The 17,912-nt window shown below is 52.1% G+C and carries 24 protein-coding genes; 6 read left to right on the top strand and 18 right to left on the bottom strand.

The genetic code is table 11. The annotated features are described in order from the left end of the window. Window positions 1–38: 38 nt before the first annotated feature. The gene (locus HK11_RS00335) at window positions 39–311 is read right to left on the bottom strand and encodes a hypothetical protein (protein WP_143216334.1); all 273 of its coding nucleotides are present in this window, start codon (window positions 309–311) and stop codon (window positions 39–41) included. A gap of 281 nt (window positions 312–592) precedes the next feature. On the opposite strand from HK11_RS00335, the gene hpf reads away from it, so the two are divergent. Continuing rightward, complete coding sequence (gene hpf, locus HK11_RS00340) at window positions 593–1,186, top strand: ribosome hibernation-promoting factor, HPF/YfiA family (protein ID WP_086553356.1); 594 nt, start codon at window positions 593–595, stop codon at window positions 1,184–1,186. Window positions 1,187–1,263: 77 nt separating this feature from the next. Here hpf and HK11_RS00345 read toward each other — a convergent pair whose 3' ends face one another. Together HK11_RS00345 and HK11_RS00350 are read right to left on the bottom strand one after the other, a co-directional pair. Beyond that, the gene (locus HK11_RS00345) at window positions 1,264–1,530 is read right to left on the bottom strand and encodes a hypothetical protein (protein WP_086553357.1); all 267 of its coding nucleotides are present in this window, start codon (window positions 1,528–1,530) and stop codon (window positions 1,264–1,266) included. 46 nt (window positions 1,531–1,576) lie between these two features. Then, window positions 1,577–2,080: an Hsp20 family protein gene (locus HK11_RS00350; RefSeq protein ID WP_086553358.1), complete on the bottom strand. Its 504-nt coding sequence runs from the start codon at window positions 2,078–2,080 to the stop codon at window positions 1,577–1,579. 224 nt (window positions 2,081–2,304) lie between these two features. On the opposite strand from HK11_RS00350, the gene def reads away from it, so the two are divergent. The 4 genes from def to HK11_RS00370 are packed head-to-tail and all read left to right on the top strand — an operon-like array spanning window position 2,305 to window position 5,162. Continuing rightward, complete coding sequence (gene def / locus HK11_RS00355) at window positions 2,305–2,868, top strand: peptide deformylase (RefSeq protein WP_086553359.1); 564 nt, start codon at window positions 2,305–2,307, stop codon at window positions 2,866–2,868. Window positions 2,869–2,893: 25 nt separating this feature from the next. After that, on the top strand, window positions 2,894–3,811 hold the full coding sequence (fmt, locus tag HK11_RS00360) for a methionyl-tRNA formyltransferase (protein ID WP_086553360.1): 918 nt from the start codon (window positions 2,894–2,896) through the stop codon (window positions 3,809–3,811). A gap of 21 nt (window positions 3,812–3,832) precedes the next feature. After that, the gene (truA, locus tag HK11_RS00365) at window positions 3,833–4,660 is read left to right on the top strand and encodes a tRNA pseudouridine(38-40) synthase TruA (protein WP_086553361.1); all 828 of its coding nucleotides are present in this window, start codon (window positions 3,833–3,835) and stop codon (window positions 4,658–4,660) included. Continuing rightward, complete coding sequence (locus HK11_RS00370; RefSeq protein WP_086553362.1) at window positions 4,638–5,162, top strand: YaiI/YqxD family protein; 525 nt, start codon at window positions 4,638–4,640, stop codon at window positions 5,160–5,162. Before truA ends, HK11_RS00370 begins: the two co-directional genes overlap by 23 nt. Window positions 5,163–5,177: 15 nt before the next feature. On the opposite strand, the gene HK11_RS00375 is transcribed toward HK11_RS00370, so the two are convergent. The 9 genes from HK11_RS00375 to rpmH all read right to left on the bottom strand — a co-directional run bounded on the left by HK11_RS00375 (window position 5,178) and on the right by rpmH (window position 12,744). Continuing rightward, complete coding sequence (locus tag HK11_RS00375; protein ID WP_086553363.1) at window positions 5,178–5,819, bottom strand: hypothetical protein; 642 nt, start codon at window positions 5,817–5,819, stop codon at window positions 5,178–5,180. 40 nt (window positions 5,820–5,859) lie between these two features. Continuing rightward, window positions 5,860–6,483, bottom strand: a complete 624-nt coding sequence (locus tag HK11_RS00380; protein ID WP_086553364.1) for a hypothetical protein — start codon at window positions 6,481–6,483, stop codon at window positions 5,860–5,862. Continuing rightward, window positions 6,483–7,652, bottom strand: coding sequence for a succinyl-diaminopimelate desuccinylase (dapE, locus tag HK11_RS00385; protein WP_086553365.1), 1,170 nt, complete (start codon window positions 7,650–7,652; stop codon window positions 6,483–6,485). Before dapE ends, HK11_RS00380 begins: the two co-directional genes overlap by 1 nt. Before the next feature lie 15 nt (window positions 7,653–7,667). Then, window positions 7,668–8,516, bottom strand: coding sequence for a 2,3,4,5-tetrahydropyridine-2,6-dicarboxylate N-succinyltransferase (gene dapD / locus HK11_RS00390; RefSeq protein WP_086553366.1), 849 nt, complete (start codon window positions 8,514–8,516; stop codon window positions 7,668–7,670). A gap of 162 nt (window positions 8,517–8,678) precedes the next feature. After that, complete coding sequence (gene argB, locus HK11_RS00395) at window positions 8,679–9,584, bottom strand: acetylglutamate kinase (RefSeq protein WP_086553367.1); 906 nt, start codon at window positions 9,582–9,584, stop codon at window positions 8,679–8,681. A 38-nt stretch (window positions 9,585–9,622) separates the two neighbouring features. Then, a complete protein-coding gene (yihA, locus tag HK11_RS00400; RefSeq protein ID WP_086553368.1) occupies window positions 9,623–10,300 on the bottom strand; it encodes a ribosome biogenesis GTP-binding protein YihA/YsxC in 678 nt (225 codons plus the stop codon). Continuing rightward, complete coding sequence (yidC, locus tag HK11_RS00405) at window positions 10,300–12,048, bottom strand: membrane protein insertase YidC (RefSeq protein WP_086553472.1); 1,749 nt, start codon at window positions 12,046–12,048, stop codon at window positions 10,300–10,302. The genes yihA and yidC overlap by 1 nt, the downstream gene beginning before the upstream one ends. A gap of 124 nt (window positions 12,049–12,172) precedes the next feature. After that, window positions 12,173–12,592 (bottom strand): ribonuclease P protein component, encoded by a 420-nt coding sequence (gene rnpA, locus HK11_RS00410; protein WP_086553369.1) that lies wholly within the window; start codon window positions 12,590–12,592, stop codon window positions 12,173–12,175. Window positions 12,593–12,609: 17 nt separating this feature from the next. Next, window positions 12,610–12,744: a 50S ribosomal protein L34 gene (gene rpmH / locus HK11_RS00415; RefSeq protein WP_081773530.1), complete on the bottom strand. Its 135-nt coding sequence runs from the start codon at window positions 12,742–12,744 to the stop codon at window positions 12,610–12,612. A gap of 149 nt (window positions 12,745–12,893) precedes the next feature. On the opposite strand from rpmH, the gene HK11_RS00420 reads away from it, so the two are divergent. Beyond that, on the top strand, window positions 12,894–13,088 hold the full coding sequence (locus HK11_RS00420) for a HAMP domain-containing histidine kinase (protein ID WP_086553370.1): 195 nt from the start codon (window positions 12,894–12,896) through the stop codon (window positions 13,086–13,088). A gap of 17 nt (window positions 13,089–13,105) precedes the next feature. Here HK11_RS00420 and gloA read toward each other — a convergent pair whose 3' ends face one another. The 6 genes from gloA to HK11_RS00450 all read right to left on the bottom strand — a co-directional run bounded on the left by gloA (window position 13,106) and on the right by HK11_RS00450 (window position 17,908). After that, on the bottom strand, window positions 13,106–13,492 hold the full coding sequence (gene gloA, locus HK11_RS00425; protein WP_086553371.1) for a lactoylglutathione lyase: 387 nt from the start codon (window positions 13,490–13,492) through the stop codon (window positions 13,106–13,108). Window positions 13,493–13,585: 93 nt separating this feature from the next. Beyond that, complete coding sequence (locus HK11_RS00430) at window positions 13,586–14,425, bottom strand: LpxI family protein (protein ID WP_086553372.1); 840 nt, start codon at window positions 14,423–14,425, stop codon at window positions 13,586–13,588. 2 nt (window positions 14,426–14,427) lie between these two features. Continuing rightward, the gene (gene lpxA, locus HK11_RS00435) at window positions 14,428–15,300 is read right to left on the bottom strand and encodes an acyl-ACP--UDP-N-acetylglucosamine O-acyltransferase (protein WP_086553373.1); all 873 of its coding nucleotides are present in this window, start codon (window positions 15,298–15,300) and stop codon (window positions 14,428–14,430) included. 117 nt (window positions 15,301–15,417) lie between these two features. Next, the gene (gene fabZ / locus HK11_RS00440; RefSeq protein WP_086553374.1) at window positions 15,418–15,885 is read right to left on the bottom strand and encodes a 3-hydroxyacyl-ACP dehydratase FabZ; all 468 of its coding nucleotides are present in this window, start codon (window positions 15,883–15,885) and stop codon (window positions 15,418–15,420) included. 50 nt (window positions 15,886–15,935) lie between these two features. Further along, the gene (gene lpxD / locus HK11_RS00445) at window positions 15,936–17,039 is read right to left on the bottom strand and encodes a UDP-3-O-(3-hydroxymyristoyl)glucosamine N-acyltransferase (protein ID WP_086553375.1); all 1,104 of its coding nucleotides are present in this window, start codon (window positions 17,037–17,039) and stop codon (window positions 15,936–15,938) included. 5 nt (window positions 17,040–17,044) lie between these two features. Next, window positions 17,045–17,908 (bottom strand): OmpH family outer membrane protein, encoded by an 864-nt coding sequence (locus tag HK11_RS00450; RefSeq protein WP_086553376.1) that lies wholly within the window; start codon window positions 17,906–17,908, stop codon window positions 17,045–17,047. Window positions 17,909–17,912 lie beyond the last annotated feature (4 nt).

Consider the following 17,912-nt stretch of genomic DNA (forward strand, 5'->3'; position numbering starts at 1 on the left):
TCCCCTTTTTCTGTGCACTTCTGACAGAAGCAATACTGTCAGCGTGCCAGAGAAGGAACCGGCAGATGAATATCAGGTGGCGCGACCATAACGACAGGTGGCGCTGGTGGTGCCGCAGGTACTTTTACAACATGTGAAACGACCTTTGCGGGGATGATAACACGCTCCATCCGAACCGGTGGTTTTTTATGGGTAAAACTCCATACAAAAGCCCCGTAGCCAGCAACCAGCACACACAGAACAACAACCTTAACACGCCAGCTACGACGCATTTTTGGCATATCAGCAGGCGGGTTAGACAGTAACAGCATAGCACTCACATACAAAATCGAAGAGGCACTTATCTCTATGCTGTGTAACTAAACCTGACAACCTCTTCTTTCACGCGACAGACTATTAATACTCTGCGCTCATAATTTATCAGAAATGTCATAAAAATATAGACAGACGCCGGCAACCATGGCCAAATCATAGATACGGGTGTTGCAGACTCCCTGCTCTGCAGCCTTAGCTCTGATACCAGAGGTAAAGTAGATTTTTTGCCATCAAGACAAAAAATAACTCCGGCAACAGGTTAGAAAAGGACTCACGAATGAATATTCATGTTTCCGGTAAACAGGTTACTCTTTCTGATGCACTAAAACACAGGGTTAATACCCACCTCAACACACTGACCGGCCGCTATTTTGATAAAGCGTTCGATGCTAAAGTTACTTTCAGTAAAATACGCTCGTTTTTTACGTGCGATATTAACGTCCATGCAGGACGTGGCGGTATTATCCTTCGTGGTGAAGGTGAAGGTGCTGACGCGAACGTCGCCTTTGATGATGCTGCTGAACATATTGCCAAACGACTGCGCCGCCATCACCAGCGTATAACCTCGCATACGCGTGCGGATAAGACTGAACAGCCGCCTGAAACAGGCCGCTCGTACATCCTCGATGCTGAAACCTCATTTAACGAAAGTAAGGATATCACCCCGCCACCGGAGGAAGCCTCCTTTCCGGTCATCATTGCTGAGCAGGCAACGGACATCCCTTTTCTGAGCGTAAGCGAAGCTGTTATGCGCCTTGACCTCGCCGGCTCAACACTCCTTCTGTTTCGTAACAGTAAAAATCAGGAAATTAATGTTATCTTCAGGCGCTCTGACGGTAATATTGGCTGGATTGATACAGGGCCAGCCTGATTTTTTCCCTTAAAAACGACAAAGGCCAGTGGCGTATCTTATACCACTGGCCTTAACCGGATGTATTCTGGCATTCTTTACTGCAGTCCTGCTGTAACCATGTCGTTTTTCGAAATAATTCTCGAGGCGGCCTCAATATCATCAACGACTGAGAGCAACGCACCATCTGCCGCATGAATAGCCCAGGCTGCATGTCCGTCTGCCGTTACAGAAGGACGCACATAAGCAACATTTGTTAACCCCATAATCAGAAACTGATGCTCTGATAAGTCCTGAGTATTCAGCAGCATAGCTTGCTGATCCGGTGCCAGAACAATCTTTCCGTTATGGGTTGTGACCTTCATAATCCGCTCCATTTATTAAAATAAATTTATAAATAGCACGGTTTTATTAACTTATCTCATCATTTTCAACTTTATGTAATATTCTTGACGACCGTTGCACAAAATCCCCGGAGGTCCGCCTCGCAGATGTCTTCTTCTGACCAGGCTGCATAATCTCAATACGCTTTACTCGCACCTCAGGCTGCGGACGGTATAAGTCTATATGCAGCAGACCATTATCAAGCCAGGCTCCCCCGGTCTCAATCCCTTCAGCAAGGACAAACGCTTTCTGGAACTGGCGCGAGGCAATGCCACGGTGCAGATAGACTTTTTCTTCTTCCTCTTCTGCCTGCCGCCCTCTTATGACAAGCTGATTATGCTCCTGCGTGATCTGCAGATCTTCCATCCGAAACCCTGCAACTGCCAGAATAATCCGCAGTTTATCAGAAGCAACCTGTTCAATATTATATGGCGGGTAACCATCACTGGCTCCCTTGCTGGCACGTTCAAGCATCTGCTCCAGATGATCGAACCCTAAAAACATAGGGGAGCCAAATACTCTGCCTGACATAAAAGCCTCCTCCCTCCTGAGCGAGACAAAGCCGGACCCAACATGGCATCCGGTCACTGCATAAAATATGGGGGGAGGATCAGAAAAACTCAAGACAAAGGCAGCTTTCAGCCGCGATGAAACTCTCAGAATATCTGTAAATCAAAAAGCAATATGAGCATTTTAAAGAAAAATGACTTATTTTCCTCTGGCATAGTCAGAAGGAGAAGGCTAAATCGGCTGATATGACACATGCGCTTCAGACTGATATCGCTATCGCCGCAACTGCAGCCGATGCGACCCCTATGCCTATTCTCATTGCCCCTCATGCTGTTCTGCGTCGCAAAACACGCGAAGTACGCCCTGAGGATATGGCTGACATTCGTCGTCTTCTGCCTGGCATGTTTTCTGCCATGTATAAAGCACCCGGCATTGGTCTGGCCGCTCCGCAGGTCGGTCTTGACCTGCGTTTTGCACTGGTTGACCTGGGTGAGCCCGAGGCCCGCGAACCTATTATTATGATTAACCCCGAAATTCTGAGCGAAACAGAAACGATGGCTGTGCGCGAGGAAGGCTGTTTGTCACTCCCCGATCAGTATGCTGAAGTTGTTCGCCCTGAAAAAGTACGGGTGCGCTGGCGCTCAGTTGATGGTGACACGATTGAACGCGAGGTTGATGACCTGATGGCAACCTGCATGCAGCATGAAATTGACCATCTTGAAGGCATTTTATTTGTCGATCACCTTTCGGCTCTGCGCAAAAATATGATTATGCGCCGCCTGGCAAAACAACAAAAAGCAAAACGCTGATAACACTGACAGGGATACTCTGATTATGCGCCTCATTTTTATGGGAACACCGGAGTTCTCTGTCCCTGCCCTTCAGGCTTTGCATGATGCCGGCCATGAGATTGTTGCTGTCTACACTCAGCCGCCCAGGCCGGCAGGGCGAGGCAAGGCTATCCGCCCCTCACCTGTTCATAAAGCAGCTGATGCCTTAGGCATTCCTGTCAGGCACCCCCTCTCTTTGCGTAAGAATGAAGAAGAATGGGCTGCTTTTGCGGCACTCAATGCTGATGCCGCAATCGTAGCCGCTTATGGCCTGATTCTCCCTCAGATTATGCTTGATGCCCCCCGCCTTGGCTGCCTGAACATTCACGCAAGTCTGCTGCCGCGCTGGCGCGGTGCCTCGCCTATCCAGAGTTCTGTTCTGGCAGGCGACACAGAAAGCGGTGTCACGATTATGCAAATGGAAGCCGGGCTTGATACCGGCCCTATGCTGGTGCATGCCGCAACGCCCATCACACCGGCAACCACAGCGACAACATTACATGATGCCCTGAGTGCTCTTGGTGGTGAACTGGTCGTGTCAGTCCTGAGCAATCTGCCACAGGCAACCCCTCAGCCAGAAGACGGTGTTACCTACGCTCCCCGCCTGACAAAAGAGGATGGTCGCATTAACTGGCAGGACAGCGCCAGCGCCACAGACCGGCGTATTCGTGCCCTGACCCCCTGGCCGGGTACTTTTACCAGCACGGAAGATGGTACGATTCTTAAAATCGGGTCGGCTGAGCTTCTGGCAGATAAACAGCATTCCGCACCTCCGGGCACAGTGCTCGATGACATATTAACCATCGCCTGTGGCACCGGTGCACTGCGCCTGACACTCATACAAAAGCCTGGCGGACGTATGATGGATGCGCAAACCTTCCTGCGTGGCTTTTCCCTCCCTTCGGGCACACGCCTGGCCTGAACATACACACGCATTATAATTATGACTGAAACCAGTTCATTTACCCATCAGGCTCATACCGGCTCTGATGACCTTAGCTCTTCCATTCAGCGCTGGGCTGTTAAAGTAGAGTATAACGGCACGGGCCTTGTTGGCTGGCAGCGCCAGACAAATGGCCCCTCGGTGCAGGAGTTTCTTGAACATGCAGCTTCCTGCATCGCAGGGAAACGAACCGTTAACAGCATTACGGCCGGACGCACTGATGCAGGCGTGCATGCTACAGGTCAGGTAGCGCATCTCGATTTTCCGGCTGATATTGCCCTAAAACCTCATCAGGTCAGGGACGGGCTAAGCTATTACCTGAAGCCACATGCGATAGCTGTCATACAAGCTGCCCCCGTACCACCAGACTGGAGCGCGCGTTTCTCAGCGACCTGGCGTTCCTACCGCTACCGCATTCTTAATCGCCCGACACGGGCTGCTCTGGGTGCAGGTCTTTTATGGCATGTAAGAGGGCACCTCGATATTGACCTGATGCAGGAAGCAGGAAACCACCTTCTGGGCCTGCATGACTTCACCTCTTTCCGTGCTGCGGCATGCCAGGCGAACAGCCCTGTACGTTCGATTGATCATCTGCATGTCGCACGCCATGATGACGAAGTGCATGTTACGGTTAAAGCCCGCTCGTTCCTGCATCATCAGGTCAGAAACATTGTTGGCACCCTGGTTCTGACTGGCCACAAACGCTGGAAGCCAGAGCGCGTTGCTGAAGCTCTTGCTGCACGCAGACGCAGCGCTGCCGGACCAACCGCGCCACCTGATGGCCTTTACCTGACCGGAGTTGGTTATGACCCAGACCCCTTCACCTGAGAACGATAAAACTGTTCGTATTTTTATTGATGCGGATGCCTGCCCTGTGCGTGACGAGGTCTACCGTGTGGCTGAGCGTTACGGGCTGCACACATTTGTTGTGGCAAACCAGCTTCTGGCTGTGCCTCCAACTCCGCGCATTGAGCGGGTCATCGTCTCTGAAGGCATGGATGTTGCTGACAACTGGATCGCTGACAATGTCAGAACCAATGATATCGTTATCTCAGCAGATATCCCTCTGGCAGCCCGCTGTGTCGCAAAAGGAGCCTGCACACTCGACCCGCGCGGTCGTATTCTGGATGAAAATGCCATTGGTATGGCCCTGGCCGTGCGCAACCTGATGGATGACCTGCGCTCAAACGGCGCCATCACACAGGGCGGGCGCAGTTTCGCAAAATCTGACCGCTCTGCCTTTTTGTCAGCGCTCGATACAGCTGTTGTTAAAGCCCGAAAAAATGCAGCTCTTCCGGCACAGCGGCGCCACCCGATTTCTTTTTCATAGTCCTCTGCGGCCCCGTCAATGCACCCCGTACAGCGGGAAAAGCATCTGCATAAAACCGGCATATGTCAGGTCAGAGGCCGGGGGGCTGTAATAAGGTGGTAAAAACGAGCCTGCAACATGTACGGCAAGCATGGCCAGTGCGATATAGGCACAGAGCTGAGCCGCCCTTAAACCGCTGACTGCCAGAGCAACGCGCGCGATATACCACTGCACCCATAAAAAATTACCTGAAAATATCAGCAGCATAATCATCAGAAAAAGTGACGATGTCTTCAGGCCTGGAAACACCAGAATACCAAGCTGCGTCAGAATAAAAGCATCAATTACAACCGACCAGCCACACCATAAAGAGGCCACCATATAGCGCAGCCACATCTCGCCACGCTGCCAGTATTGCGCACAAAACTGAGAGACAACCAGCATCATAAGAGTGCCGCACAGATCGAGCAGAATATCGCGCAGATCGTTTATTTTAGCGGGAGACACACAGACCAGAAACAGGCTGACAATATTAAACGCAAATGAGGGGGCTAACGCAGCCCACAGATCAGCCTTTGTGTCACCAAAACAGGCAACACCTTCGCGCCTGCCTGTGCAGAGAAGGTATGTACCCTGGAGGATTCTGCCTGTATTTCCTCCTTCGTCAGAACCCGCCATAATCACAAACCTCGTATTTCAGGTAACAGACAGGTAACCGCTATGCTGCTCCGGCACGATGAAAGAAGACTTTCATCAGATCATCAGGTGACGGATAATGTGGCGGCAAAATGTAAGCAACGACATACATTAACCCTGTAATAACCAGCACCGAGCCATATAACAAAGCGGCCTTAAAGCCACTGATAACCAGACCAACACGGGCAATATACCATTGCAGAACAACGTCACCAATAATACCCATCATCATGACAGCGGCGGTAAAATAGGGGGGGTCAGCAAATTCGGGGAATAAAAAATGACCCGCAACAATAACAATAACCACGCCAAATACAGCGATCCAGTTGCTCCAGGTTGCCGCAGTAATATAACGCAGCCATAAATTGCTACGCTGCCAGCGCCGCGCATAAAACTCTGACACAACAACCGGCAGCAGAATTTTACATAAAAACATTAAAACCTGGATCAGGCCTGTGATTTTTCCGGGTGAGGCCAGAACAGCAAACAGATTAATCAGCACAAATGCCAGCTGCGGTGCCAGTGCTGCACCAAAAGCATCTGTCGTGCCGGCAAAATTATTAATGCCTTCGCGCCGTCCGCTGGCCAGCAGAAACATACCCTGAATGATCTTATGCGCATTTCCCTGCCGGGTCGGCTGAGACATTATGCCAGCACCTCTTTAAGAAAAATGTGATAGATCTGCGTCAGCGTTTCCAGGTCCTGCACACTGGTGTGCTCGTCAACCTGGTGAATGCTGGCACCAACCAGACCAAACTCTACCGCCGGGCAATAACGCGCGATAAAGCGGGCGTCTGACGTCCCGCCTCCGGTATCCTGCTTCGGATCACGTCCCGTCACCTGCCTGATGGCAGAGATCAGAGCCTGTGTCTCTGCCCCCGATGGGGTCAGAAAAGATTCCCCACTGATATGAATATCTGCATGGCTCTGCGGTGCATGCTTCTGACAGACAGTGGTGATCCACCTGGCCAGTTCTGCACCGGTATGAAGGTTGTTGAAACGTATATTCAGCCGGGCCTCAGCCTTAGCCGGAATAACATTTGTTGCCGTATTGCCAACGTCCATGCTGGTGACCTGAAGGCTTGAGGCCTCAAACCATTCTGATCCCTCATCCAGTGGCCGGGCCGTCAGTTCGCCCAGCAGAGCAAGCAAACGATGCACCGGGTTATCAGCCCTGTGCGGATATGCGACATGACCCTGCACTCCTTCAACCACAATATGAGCATTGAGGCTGCCGCGCCGGCCATTTTTGATCATGTCACCGATAGCAAGAGGATTCGTTGGCTCACCAACAACACAGTAATCAGGAATGTGTCCTTCCTGCGCCATCCACTCCAGCACCTTCTGCGTGCCGTACGTTGCCCGTCCTTCTTCGTCTCCTGTGATCAGAAGGCTGACCGAGCCGGGACCACCCTCACCCATACGGGATGCCGCTGCAACAAAAGCGGCAATACCACCCTTCATGTCACAGGCACCGCGGCCATAGAGCACACCATCGGCAATATGTGCAGCGTAGGGAGGGTGCGTCCACAACTCTTCTTTTCCTGGTGGCACAACATCCGTATGGCCCGCAAAACAGATATGCGGGCCTTTATCACCACGACGTGCAAAAAAATTGAACGTCTTTTCTTTCCCCTCGCCAAAGGCAAGGTGCCAGACCTTAAAACCCATCTGCTCAAGCACTGCAGCCAGAAGCGCCTGAGCTGCTCCTGTATCAGGTGATACAGATGGCTCACGGATCAGCATTTGTGTCAGAGCAACGGGGTCTGTCGTATCAGGCAGAGAGGCTTCCTCTCCGAAAGAAAAGCGCGTCATGGTGTCTCTGTGCCTTTAGTCGCGCAGCAGGTCGTTGATGGAAGTTTTAGAGCGTGTGCGCTCATCAACGCGCTTGACGATAACCGCACAGGCAAGGTGGGGGTTAGGCTTGCCATCAGCACCAGCAGGTGATGAAGGTGGCAGAGTGCCAGGCACAACCACTGAGTAAGCAGGCACGCGCCCCATGAAGATCTCTCCGGTGGCACGATCAACAATTTTTGTCGACGCACCAAGGAAAACACCCATGGACAGAACTGAGCCACGTTCAACAATAACACCTTCAGCGACTTCTGAACGTGCACCGATAAAACAGTCATCTTCAATGATAACAGGAGCAGCCTGAAGAGGCTCAAGCACACCACCAATACCTGCACCACCGCTGATATGACAGTTACGGCCGATCTGAGCACAGCTGCCAACGGTTGCCCATGTATCAACCATTGTGCCGCTGCCAACGTGCGCGCCAACATTTACAAAAGAAGGCATCAGCACAGCGCCGGGAGCAATAAAAGCAGAATAGCGCACAACGGCACCAGGCACGACGCGAAAACCAGCGGCATCAAAACGAGCCTGGTCCCAGCCGGCAAATTTAACCGGCACTTTATCAAAAGCCGGAGCACCCGCTGCTGCACCAGGTACAACCACACTGTCGTTAAGACGGAAAGAGAGCAGAACAGCTTTTTTCAGCCACTCATGCACAACCCAGCCACCATCTTCAGGGGCGGCAACACGCAGCTCACCGGCATCCAGTGCGGCAAGGGCTGTTTCGATTGTTTTACGGCCTGCTCCGGTCGTTGCAGAAGAGATCGTATGACGTTCTTCCCACAAAGCTTCGATTTGAGTACGCAGTGTATTGTCTGTCATGAGGCACCGTCAGAAACATAAGGAACATCAGCCAGAGCTGTCAGCCCTGACCATTAAAACGTGAGCAAGGACCATGCGGACAGAGACGAGCCCTGTCAACGCACCATCCTTTATGCCACACACGCCACGGCAGAACTGCCGGGGGCTATAAACAGCTTAAAGTTAGTCAGCTCTGATAAGAGTGCCTGAACCAGAAGTTGTAAACAGCTCGAGCAGACAGGCATGCGGTATGCGCCCGTCAATAATAACCGCAGCCTGAGCCCCTGCCTGCACGGCCTCGATGCAGGTTTCAACTTTAGGAATCATACCGCCGGTAATAATACCGTCTGCAATTGCTTTACGCGCCTGGGTAGCAGTCAGTTCAGGAATGAGATTACCCTGCGCATCAAGCACACCTGCTACGTCTGTCAGCATAAGCAGACGTTTGGCGTGCACAGCACCAGCCACAGCACCGGCGGCTGTATCGGCATTGATGTTATAGGTCTCGCCATCCTCACCCTGCCCGACAGGGGCAATAACCGGCACCAGGCCAGAACCTGACAGGGCGTAAATCACACGCGGGTCAACTTTAACAGGCTCACCAACAAAGCCGAGGTCAAGCACACGCTCGCTCTTTGTCACGGGGTCATATACTGTGCGCTGATGCTTGCGGGCAGTAATGAGGTTGCCATCTTTACCTGATATGCCAACAGCCATAGCACCGGCGCGGCTGATCAGCCCGGCTACCTCTTTATTGACTGAGCCGGACAGAACCATCTCGATCACGTTAACCATGCTGGCATCAGTGACACGCAGGCCATTAACAAAAGTTGACTGAATGCCCAGTTGGGTCAGCATATTGTTAATCTGCGGGCCACCGCCATGCACAACGACCGGGTTAATGCCAACCAGTTTTAACAAAGCAATGTCACGACCAAATGTCTGCGCCAGGTCAGAATTGCCCATGGCATGACCGCCATATTTTATGACAATCGTATCACCGGCATAGCGACGAAGGTAAGGGAGTGCCCCGGCAAGAACAGCGGCCTCCTGGTGAGGCCCCATGGAGGCATTGTTGGCACTGGTCATAACGGCAAAAGTCCTGCTGCTAAATCTGCCAGATGGCTTCAGGTTAACGGGAGAGCGAACTCGGCAAGCTCGGCGCGCAGCTCTTCAATACCCGTACCTTTTTCACTGCTGGTAACAGCCAGAAAGGGGCAGGCTGCAGGGTGGCGCTTCACCTGCTCCTGCAGGGCGTTGTGTTTAGCACTCAGCGCCTGTGGTTTAAGAGCATCGCATTTGGTCATCACGATCTGAAAACTGACAGCCGCTTTATCAAGCAGCTTCATCATATCAGTATCGTGCTTTTTCAGTTCGACACGGGCATCCAGCAGCAGCATAACCCGGCGCAAACCAGGCCTGCCACGCAGATACTCAAACATCATCTCCTGCCAGTCTTCTTTCACTGACTTCGCAGCTTTTGCGTAGCCATAACCGGGCATATCAACCAGCATCAGTCTCTCAGCGAGATTAAAGAAGTTGAGCTGCTTGGTGCGCCCTGGCTCTGAAGATGCACGGGCCAGCGCCTTACGACCGGTCAGCGCATTAATAAGGCTCGATTTACCGACATTCGAGCGGCCGGCAAAAGCAATTTCAGGCAAAGTCTGCGGCGGGAGCTGCCCCAGTTTCTGAGCACCAAAAATAAACTCACACGGGCCGGCAAACAGACGCCGCCCCTCCTCAAGGGCGGCATCAATCTGAGCCTGATCTGTCAGTTCACGGAAGGTCGTCGAAGCCTGAAGCATTATTTGTTACTCAGCGCAGCTTTTTTGGCATCAGCTGCTTTAAACCCGCGCATAATAATGACCTGCTGCAGAGCTGTGAGCAGGTTGCTCCAGCTATAGTAGATCACAAGGCCAACGGGCTGGTGTGCCATAAAGAACGTAAACACCAGAGGAATGAAAGTCATAACCTTCTGCTGTGCCGGGTCCATGTTCGTTGAACTGGCACTGATTTTCTGCATCAGGAACATGGTTGCACCATAAATGATGGGCCATGCACCAAGAGAGAGAATAGCAAAAATATGTGACGGGTCGAACGGCAGCAGACCAAACAGATTAAACACGTTGGTCGGGTCAGGTGCAGAGAGGTCTTTAATCCAGCCAAAGAAGGGCGCCTGACGCATCTCAATGGTCACATACAGGTCTTTATACAGACACCAGAACACAGGCGCCTGGATAAACAGAGGCAGGAACCCGCCGAAAAGATTAACACCCTCCTCACGGTACAGTGCCATGATGTGCTGCTGCATCACCATCGGGTCTTCTTTGTAGCGTGCTTTAATCTGATCGACTTTTGGCTTCAGGCGGCTTGTCTTCCAGGTCATGCGCATCTGTTTGACGGTCAGCGGCAGGAAGGCAACCTTAACAATCACGGTAAAGGTCAGCAGAGCCAGGCCAAAATTACCCATAATTGAATACAGCCAGTCGAGCACCTTAAACACCGGCAGGGTCAGGAAAGAGAGCCAGCCAAAATCCACCGCTTTCCAGAACATGGGGATATGCAGCATCTTCTGATAATGATCGAGGAGGCTGTATTCTTTTGCACCGGCAAAGAGATGTGCTTCGGTCCCCGCTGTCTGCCCGGCAGCCACTGCCACAGGGGCCACGTTGGTAAAGCCAACCTGATAGGTCGTGCTGGCAGCCTGATAGTCATATGTACCAACAACCTGAGCTGCCTGGTCAGGCACAATCGCCATCAGCCAGTATTTATCGGTAATACCGGCCCAGCCACCTTTACCCTGATGGCTCCAGGCAATGTTATTAGGTGGTACACTGTCCTGACGCAGGGATTTATATGACCCTTCGTTCAGGCGGTCATCAATAACGGAGATCGGCCCTTCGTGCACCAGCATCCCGCCATTAGTTTCGGGGGTATAGCCACGGTTAACACGATAAAACGGATAAAGCGAAACCGCCTGCGCTGTATTATTATGCACATGCTGACTGACCGTGAACATAAAGTTACGATCAATCGCCAGCACGATATCAAACACAAAGCCCTGACCGTTATCCCACGTCAGTGTAACCGGATGTGTCGCATCAAGATGAGGCTGATCAGCTTTCCAGACGGTATTAGCGTCTGGCAGAGCAATTTTGACATCTTCAGGGGCGCGCCAGCCAAAATCAATATAATCAGGACGGGCCGTGCCAGTCTGGCTCAGCACACGCACATCAGGACTGTCTGGTTTTGTTGTTTCGCGGTACGCCTTGAGAACGAGGTCATCAAGACGGGCACCTCTGAGATTGAGGCTTCCCTGAACAGCAGGGGCGTCAATTGTCAGACGGATATCGGCCTGAGCAGCATCGGAACTTTCGGCAGGTCTGGCAGCTGCACCTGATGTAGCAGCGGCTCCGCCGGCAGGGGCGTTAAGAGCCTGCGTTGCAGCAACCGGCACAGGCTGCTGTTTAGGGGCTTGCGGGAAGAAATAATCAAACCCGATAAGGACAATAGCTGACAGAAATGTTGCCAGTATGAGACGACGTGTATCCATTCTCTGGCCAGCAGGCCCCCTTGTAGCAAGCAAAAAAAATAGCAGCACACTGCCTGCGAGCCGGGAAACCTGAAAAGACAAACCATAAAAAAACGGAAATCAGGCACAACAGGCCTGAAAAACTTTAAGAACCGTTTTTGCCTGCTCTGGCTTTTCTGTCGGCCTCAGACAGACATACCCCCAGTGCCTTACGAAAATCTGTGATCAGAGCCGTGAAAGGCCTGTCTCTTGTCCCTGCACGACCAATCAGAACGAGGTCAAGACCGTTGAGTGAGGTTTCTGCCTCGACGATTCTCACAACTTCGCGCAGACGACGGCGCACTCTGTTACGCACAACAGCGTTGCCGACTTTTTTGGTAACTGTGTACCCCACACGGGCAGCCCCCGAATCAGCACGCCTGAAGAGCTGAAGAACAAGGCCTGGCACCGGGCTTTTACATCCACGCGCAGCCAGAAAAAGAAACTCTTTGCGCTTTTTAAGGCCCTGAGACTGAAGAGGTCCGTCTTCAGCCTGCTCAAGGTTTCTTCCCTGGTCTGTGACCATGGACAACCCCTCAGCCCTTAGGCAGAAAGACGTTTACGGCCTTTTGAGCGACGGTTAGCGATAACTTTACGACCACCAACTGTTGCCATACGTGAACGAAAACCATGGCGACGCTTGCGAACGAGCCGTGAAGGCTGATAGGTGCGCTTCATTGCGGCACTCCCTCTGATAAATTAATTGTCAGACAGATAGATAAAACTACCTGCCCCTGTAAAGGGCGGCTTATAATGACCTGAAAGCCAGCCGTCAATCGTTGCCAGAGTCTCTCGGATAATCATAACCAACAAGAAGGCTATTCCTGATGCCACAGTCTGACACCATCCAAACCGCTAGCAAAAAACTAAAGCATGATATTAAAAATATTATTGCCCCTGCCCTGCTAAGTGTTGAGCTGCTCGAAACCCACCAGGACTCTCAGGTGCAACAGGCTGCAAACACGATTAACAGCTCGCTTGAACGACTGCTATCACGCCTGAAGCAGGACCCGGCTGCATAAGCAGCCGGAGCCGGAACTTACCGCTGGATAAGTTCTATTTTATAACCATCGGGGTCTTCAACAAAGGCGATAATGGTCGTGCCAAATTTTACCGGCCCGGCCTCACGGGTTACTTTTCCGCCACCCGCACGCACGGCATCAGCTACCGCTGCAACGTCTGAAACACCAACGGCAAAATGACCAAAGCCGGTACCAACGTCATAGCCGTCATCCTGCCCCCAGTTATAGGTAAGCTCAATTTCAGCCTGCCCTGCGGCATTGTCAGCATAGCCAATAAACACAAGCGTATATTTGCCCTCTGGCACCTCACGCCGGCGCAACTCATGCATGCCGAGTAATTTATAAAATGCGAGGCTTTTGTCGAGGTTGCGCACACGCACCATTGTATGCAGATAACTGGCCATTAGACTTCTCTCCCGCCAATAACAGAATAATATCTCATACTAGCAGGCGTCACCTGACACACAAACCGATGAAGGCGCGAGCACAGTCACAAATCAGGGAATAAAACGCTCAGGTTCAACGGCTATCAGAAAAAGTCCGCTCTTATCAGCTTCCGCTACGCAGTTTTCAGAATCAGTTAGCAGTGTGTGTGCTGCCTCAAAGGCGATACCCCGCAAACCGGCCTGCGCTGCGAGCCGCACAGTAACCGGGCCAATCGTTGGCATGTCAGCGCGTTTATCCTGACCTGGCTTTAAAAGCTTAACCAGTACACCGCCCTCTCCGGGCTGCTTACATAGCCCCGCACGTTCCAGCATACGGTCTGTGCCCTCCATGGCCTCAACCGTCAGAACCACGCCATTCTGCACAACGCATCCCTGCCCGATATCCAGCCGCCCCAGAGCCTGCACTACTTTTATGCCATGCGCGATATCAGCCCTGGCAATATCATCAGGCCGAATCTGCCCCAGCACTCCGGGTTCAGAAACAGACTGCGGCAAAAATTCGTGAGCCCCACGAACCCGAAAGCCCTCCTCCCCCAAAATACGAACGAGGGAGGCCAGAAGGCCATCATCACCAGAAAAAAGAGAACGACCCAGACGGGCAAGAATACGCACCCCCTCAGAATCGGGATACAGACTCCGTAATGACGGACGACGCACAGGGCCTATAAGAACAAGATCACCGCACTTATGCTCTCTGAGCAAAGAGAGCATCTGACCCGCCGCACCCAGCCTTACAATCTGGTGCGGCCAGGGCGCTATCGTCTCAGGCTCTGCGAAGCCCTCGAAACCAAGAATGAACACCGAGCCGCCTCTGGCCACAACAGCTTCAGCAACTCTGGCAGGCAATGGCCCGCCACCGGCCAGAATCCCTACAGTTTGCGACGACTGCAGTGTCAGGCTCCCTCTGTTTCTGCTGCGCTGTAATCACCTCGTGCAACCCTTACAAGGCCACGCTTGCTCGGGCTGTCAATAAAGGTCAGAACCTCCTGAATACGTGGGTCAGAAGAGTAATCCCTGCGCACACGCTCAAGACGTTCAGCAAATGTCCCTTCCTCAGGCCCTTTAGGATAAAGAGTGAGGAATGCACGGCGCATCTGATGAATTTCAGGCTGACTGACACCATGACGGCGCAGCCATATCCAGTGCAGACCAACCAGCCTGGCCCGGTTTCCCAGCACACTGCCATAGGGGATAACGTCAGCTTCCACGCCGGCAACGCCACCAACCAGAGCAGCATGACCGATACGGACAAACTGATGAATGGCTGCGGAGCCCATAATGCGGGCATCATCCTCAACAACGACATGACCACCCATCACAACGTTATTGACGATAATCACACGATTCCCGACCTGGCAGTCATGAGCAACATGCGCGTTCGCCATAATCAGCACATCGTCCCCGACATGCGTCACGCCACAACCGGTAGCTGTGCCACGGTGAATCGTCACGTGTTCACGCACAACAGTACGTGCACCAACCTCACAACGGGTTGGCTCATCATTATACTTCAGGTCCTGCGGTGCCATGCCTACCGTAGAGAACGGGTAGTAGCGTGACCCGACACCAAGACGTGTATGACCATCAACCACAACGTGCGAAATCAGCTCAACGTCATCATCAATAACGACATTGGCTCCGACAGAACACCATGGCCCAACCTTAACTCCACGCCCGATGCGGGCGCCAGGAGCAATAATGGCAGTTGGATGGATTACTGCCCCACTGCCTTCTTCCACCTTATGCAATACCTCAGTTCCTTCCATAACTGCACTCTCGTCCTTCGGTGAAAAAGACAAAAACAAACAGACAAATCACGCTTTTTTATGGCAAACTACTTTTCACAGGCATTTACTTAAAAGCGTCCCTTACAGGCAGAACGCTCAGTCCATGATCATAGCGCTGAATGTTGCCTCAGCTACAATTTTTCCATCTACGGTTGCAGACCCAAAAAACTTCCACACACTACCGCGGCGGCGCTGCTTGGCAACGTGCAGGCGAATCTGATCTCCGGGACCAACGGGGCTACGGAATTTGGCACCTTCAACGGTCATAAAATAGACAAGCTTGCCCTCAAAACTATCACCAAGAGAAAGGACAACAAGAGTGGCTGCTGTCTGAGCCATAGCTTCAATAATCAGGACACCAGGCATCACCGGGCGCGCCGGGAAGTGCCCCTGAAAGAAAGGCTCATTAACAGTTACGCATTTAATACCTGTTGCTTCCTCACCAAGGACAATATCGACCATTTTATCGATAAGCAAAAAAGGATAGCGGTGAGGTATAGCCTGCTTAATACGATTAACGTCTATCTCTTTAATTATCTGCTCTTCCTGCTGCATTACTTCCATTATCTTAACACCCTGATTTTAATTTAATCTTATCTGATAGAATTATCCGGTTAGTCTTTTTTATCATCTTTATCGGCCGAACTCTCAGACGAACCCGGCTTCTTTTTAGCTATTCTTCGCAAAACAGCAACATTCTGAAAGAATTCTTTGAAAGGCATTGCAGGACTACCAATCACATCAGCCTTACTTTTTACGTCAGACATCACACCGCACTGCGCACCTACACGCGCTTTTTCACCAATGCGGATATGCCCGATAAGGCCTGCCTGAGCAGCAATTGTAACAAAATCTTCAAGAATAGTAGAGCCGGAAATACCGGCCTGAGCCACCACTATGCAGCACCGGCCCATTTGCACATTATGGCCAATCTGCACCAGGTTATCGAGACGGGAGCCCGCGCCAATAACGGTGTTATTAACCGAGCCACGGTCAATGGTCGTATTTGCACCGATTTCAACATCATTACCGAGCACAACCAGACCAAGCTGCGGCACAGTTTCAAAGCCCTGAGGCCCCACAGCGAAACCAAACCCATCCTGACCAATGCGTGCGCCTGGCAGAATAATAACTCTGTCACCCACAACGGCATGCGATAATGTAACGTGACCGCCAATCCGGCACTCTTCACCCAGTGTCACACTCTGTTCAATGACAGTATGGGCACCAATAACAGAACCGGCCCCGATTTTTACGTTTTCGCCAATCATGGCGAAGGGACCGACTTCGCAGGTGGGATGAATGTCAGCTGTTGACGCAACACAGGCTGAGGGGTGAACCCCCGCTCTGGCCGGATGCCTGGGATGAAACATGCGGGCAACACGCGACCAGGCCAGATATGGCTCTGACGTAATCAGCGCAGCACAATGTGGCGGAACTTTATCAGCAAAAGCAGGCGCAACGATGACCAGCCCGGCTGAGGTGTTTTCAAGTAACGTCGCATAACGCCGGTTATCAAGAAAACTGATTTCATCAGAACCGGCATTTTGCAACGGTGCTATGCCTTTGAACCCTTCGGCTGGCAGAGCACGTCCGTCAGCCGGAGGGACAAAAGTAGCCTGAGCAGCCTGAGCGACTGCCTGCGCATCAAAAGGGCCTGACCGAAGAAAAAAACGTGGATTAGCCGGCCCCGCAGCTAAAGAATTTTCGGCATTCATAAGAATTAATGAGTCTTTGCCGCAGAAGGGTTAAACGCAGGTGCAGGACCCGCTGCCGGTGCCTGTGCATCACTATTAGCCGTTGTTGGCATCTTCCCTGATTTAGCAAGCACTTCCGGGTCGACGTCAGCAGCAGGAATGAAAACAGATGACATAATAGTATTCAGCTGTTTAGCCACCTCATTGGTAATATCCTGGCCATCTACATGCAGAGCTACCTGCTCATTATGAAGAATGAGGTTCATACCACGCGATGTTGCTACTTTCTGAATAACCTGAACCAGCTCGCGCTCTATCTGCCCGAGGGAAACCTGAGCGGCCTCCTGAATGATGCGGTTACGATTACGGAAAGCCTGCTGAGCTTTCATAACGCGTGTTTGCAGGCTGCGCTCGCGAGACTGGATCTGATCAGAGGTCAGTGACTTTGCCTGCGCCTGAAGCTTCTGCTGCTCATCACGCCAGCCAGCCTGCTCTTTCTGAACATCACGGGCCAGGGCGTCACGACGTGCACCCAGAATATGCTCTACCTGTGCTGCGGCCATTGACTGCTGCATAACGCCAGGAACACTGATCACGCCGATAACGGCCTGAGGAGGAGCGACACCTTTTGGCAGGTCAGGCGCATTTGGAATAGTTGGGAGAGGCAGAACGGGAGGGGTCTGCGATTCCTCACCACCACTCTCTTCAGGAGCATCAGGCTGAGGCGCTTCGTGAACCTGACGAGGTGCCGGAGCAGGCTTTGGCTGTGCACTCTTTGGCACAAACCATCCGCCACCTGAACTCTGTGCCTGCGCATCTGATAGAAAAGCAGCTGAACATGACAGAAAAACGGCTCCCAAAAGGGCTTTTCTGCTAAAATAAACCATCATTACC

Source organism: Acetobacter sp. DmW_043, assembly GCF_002153485.1.
Classification (GTDB): domain Bacteria; phylum Pseudomonadota; class Alphaproteobacteria; order Acetobacterales; family Acetobacteraceae; genus Acetobacter; species Acetobacter thailandicus.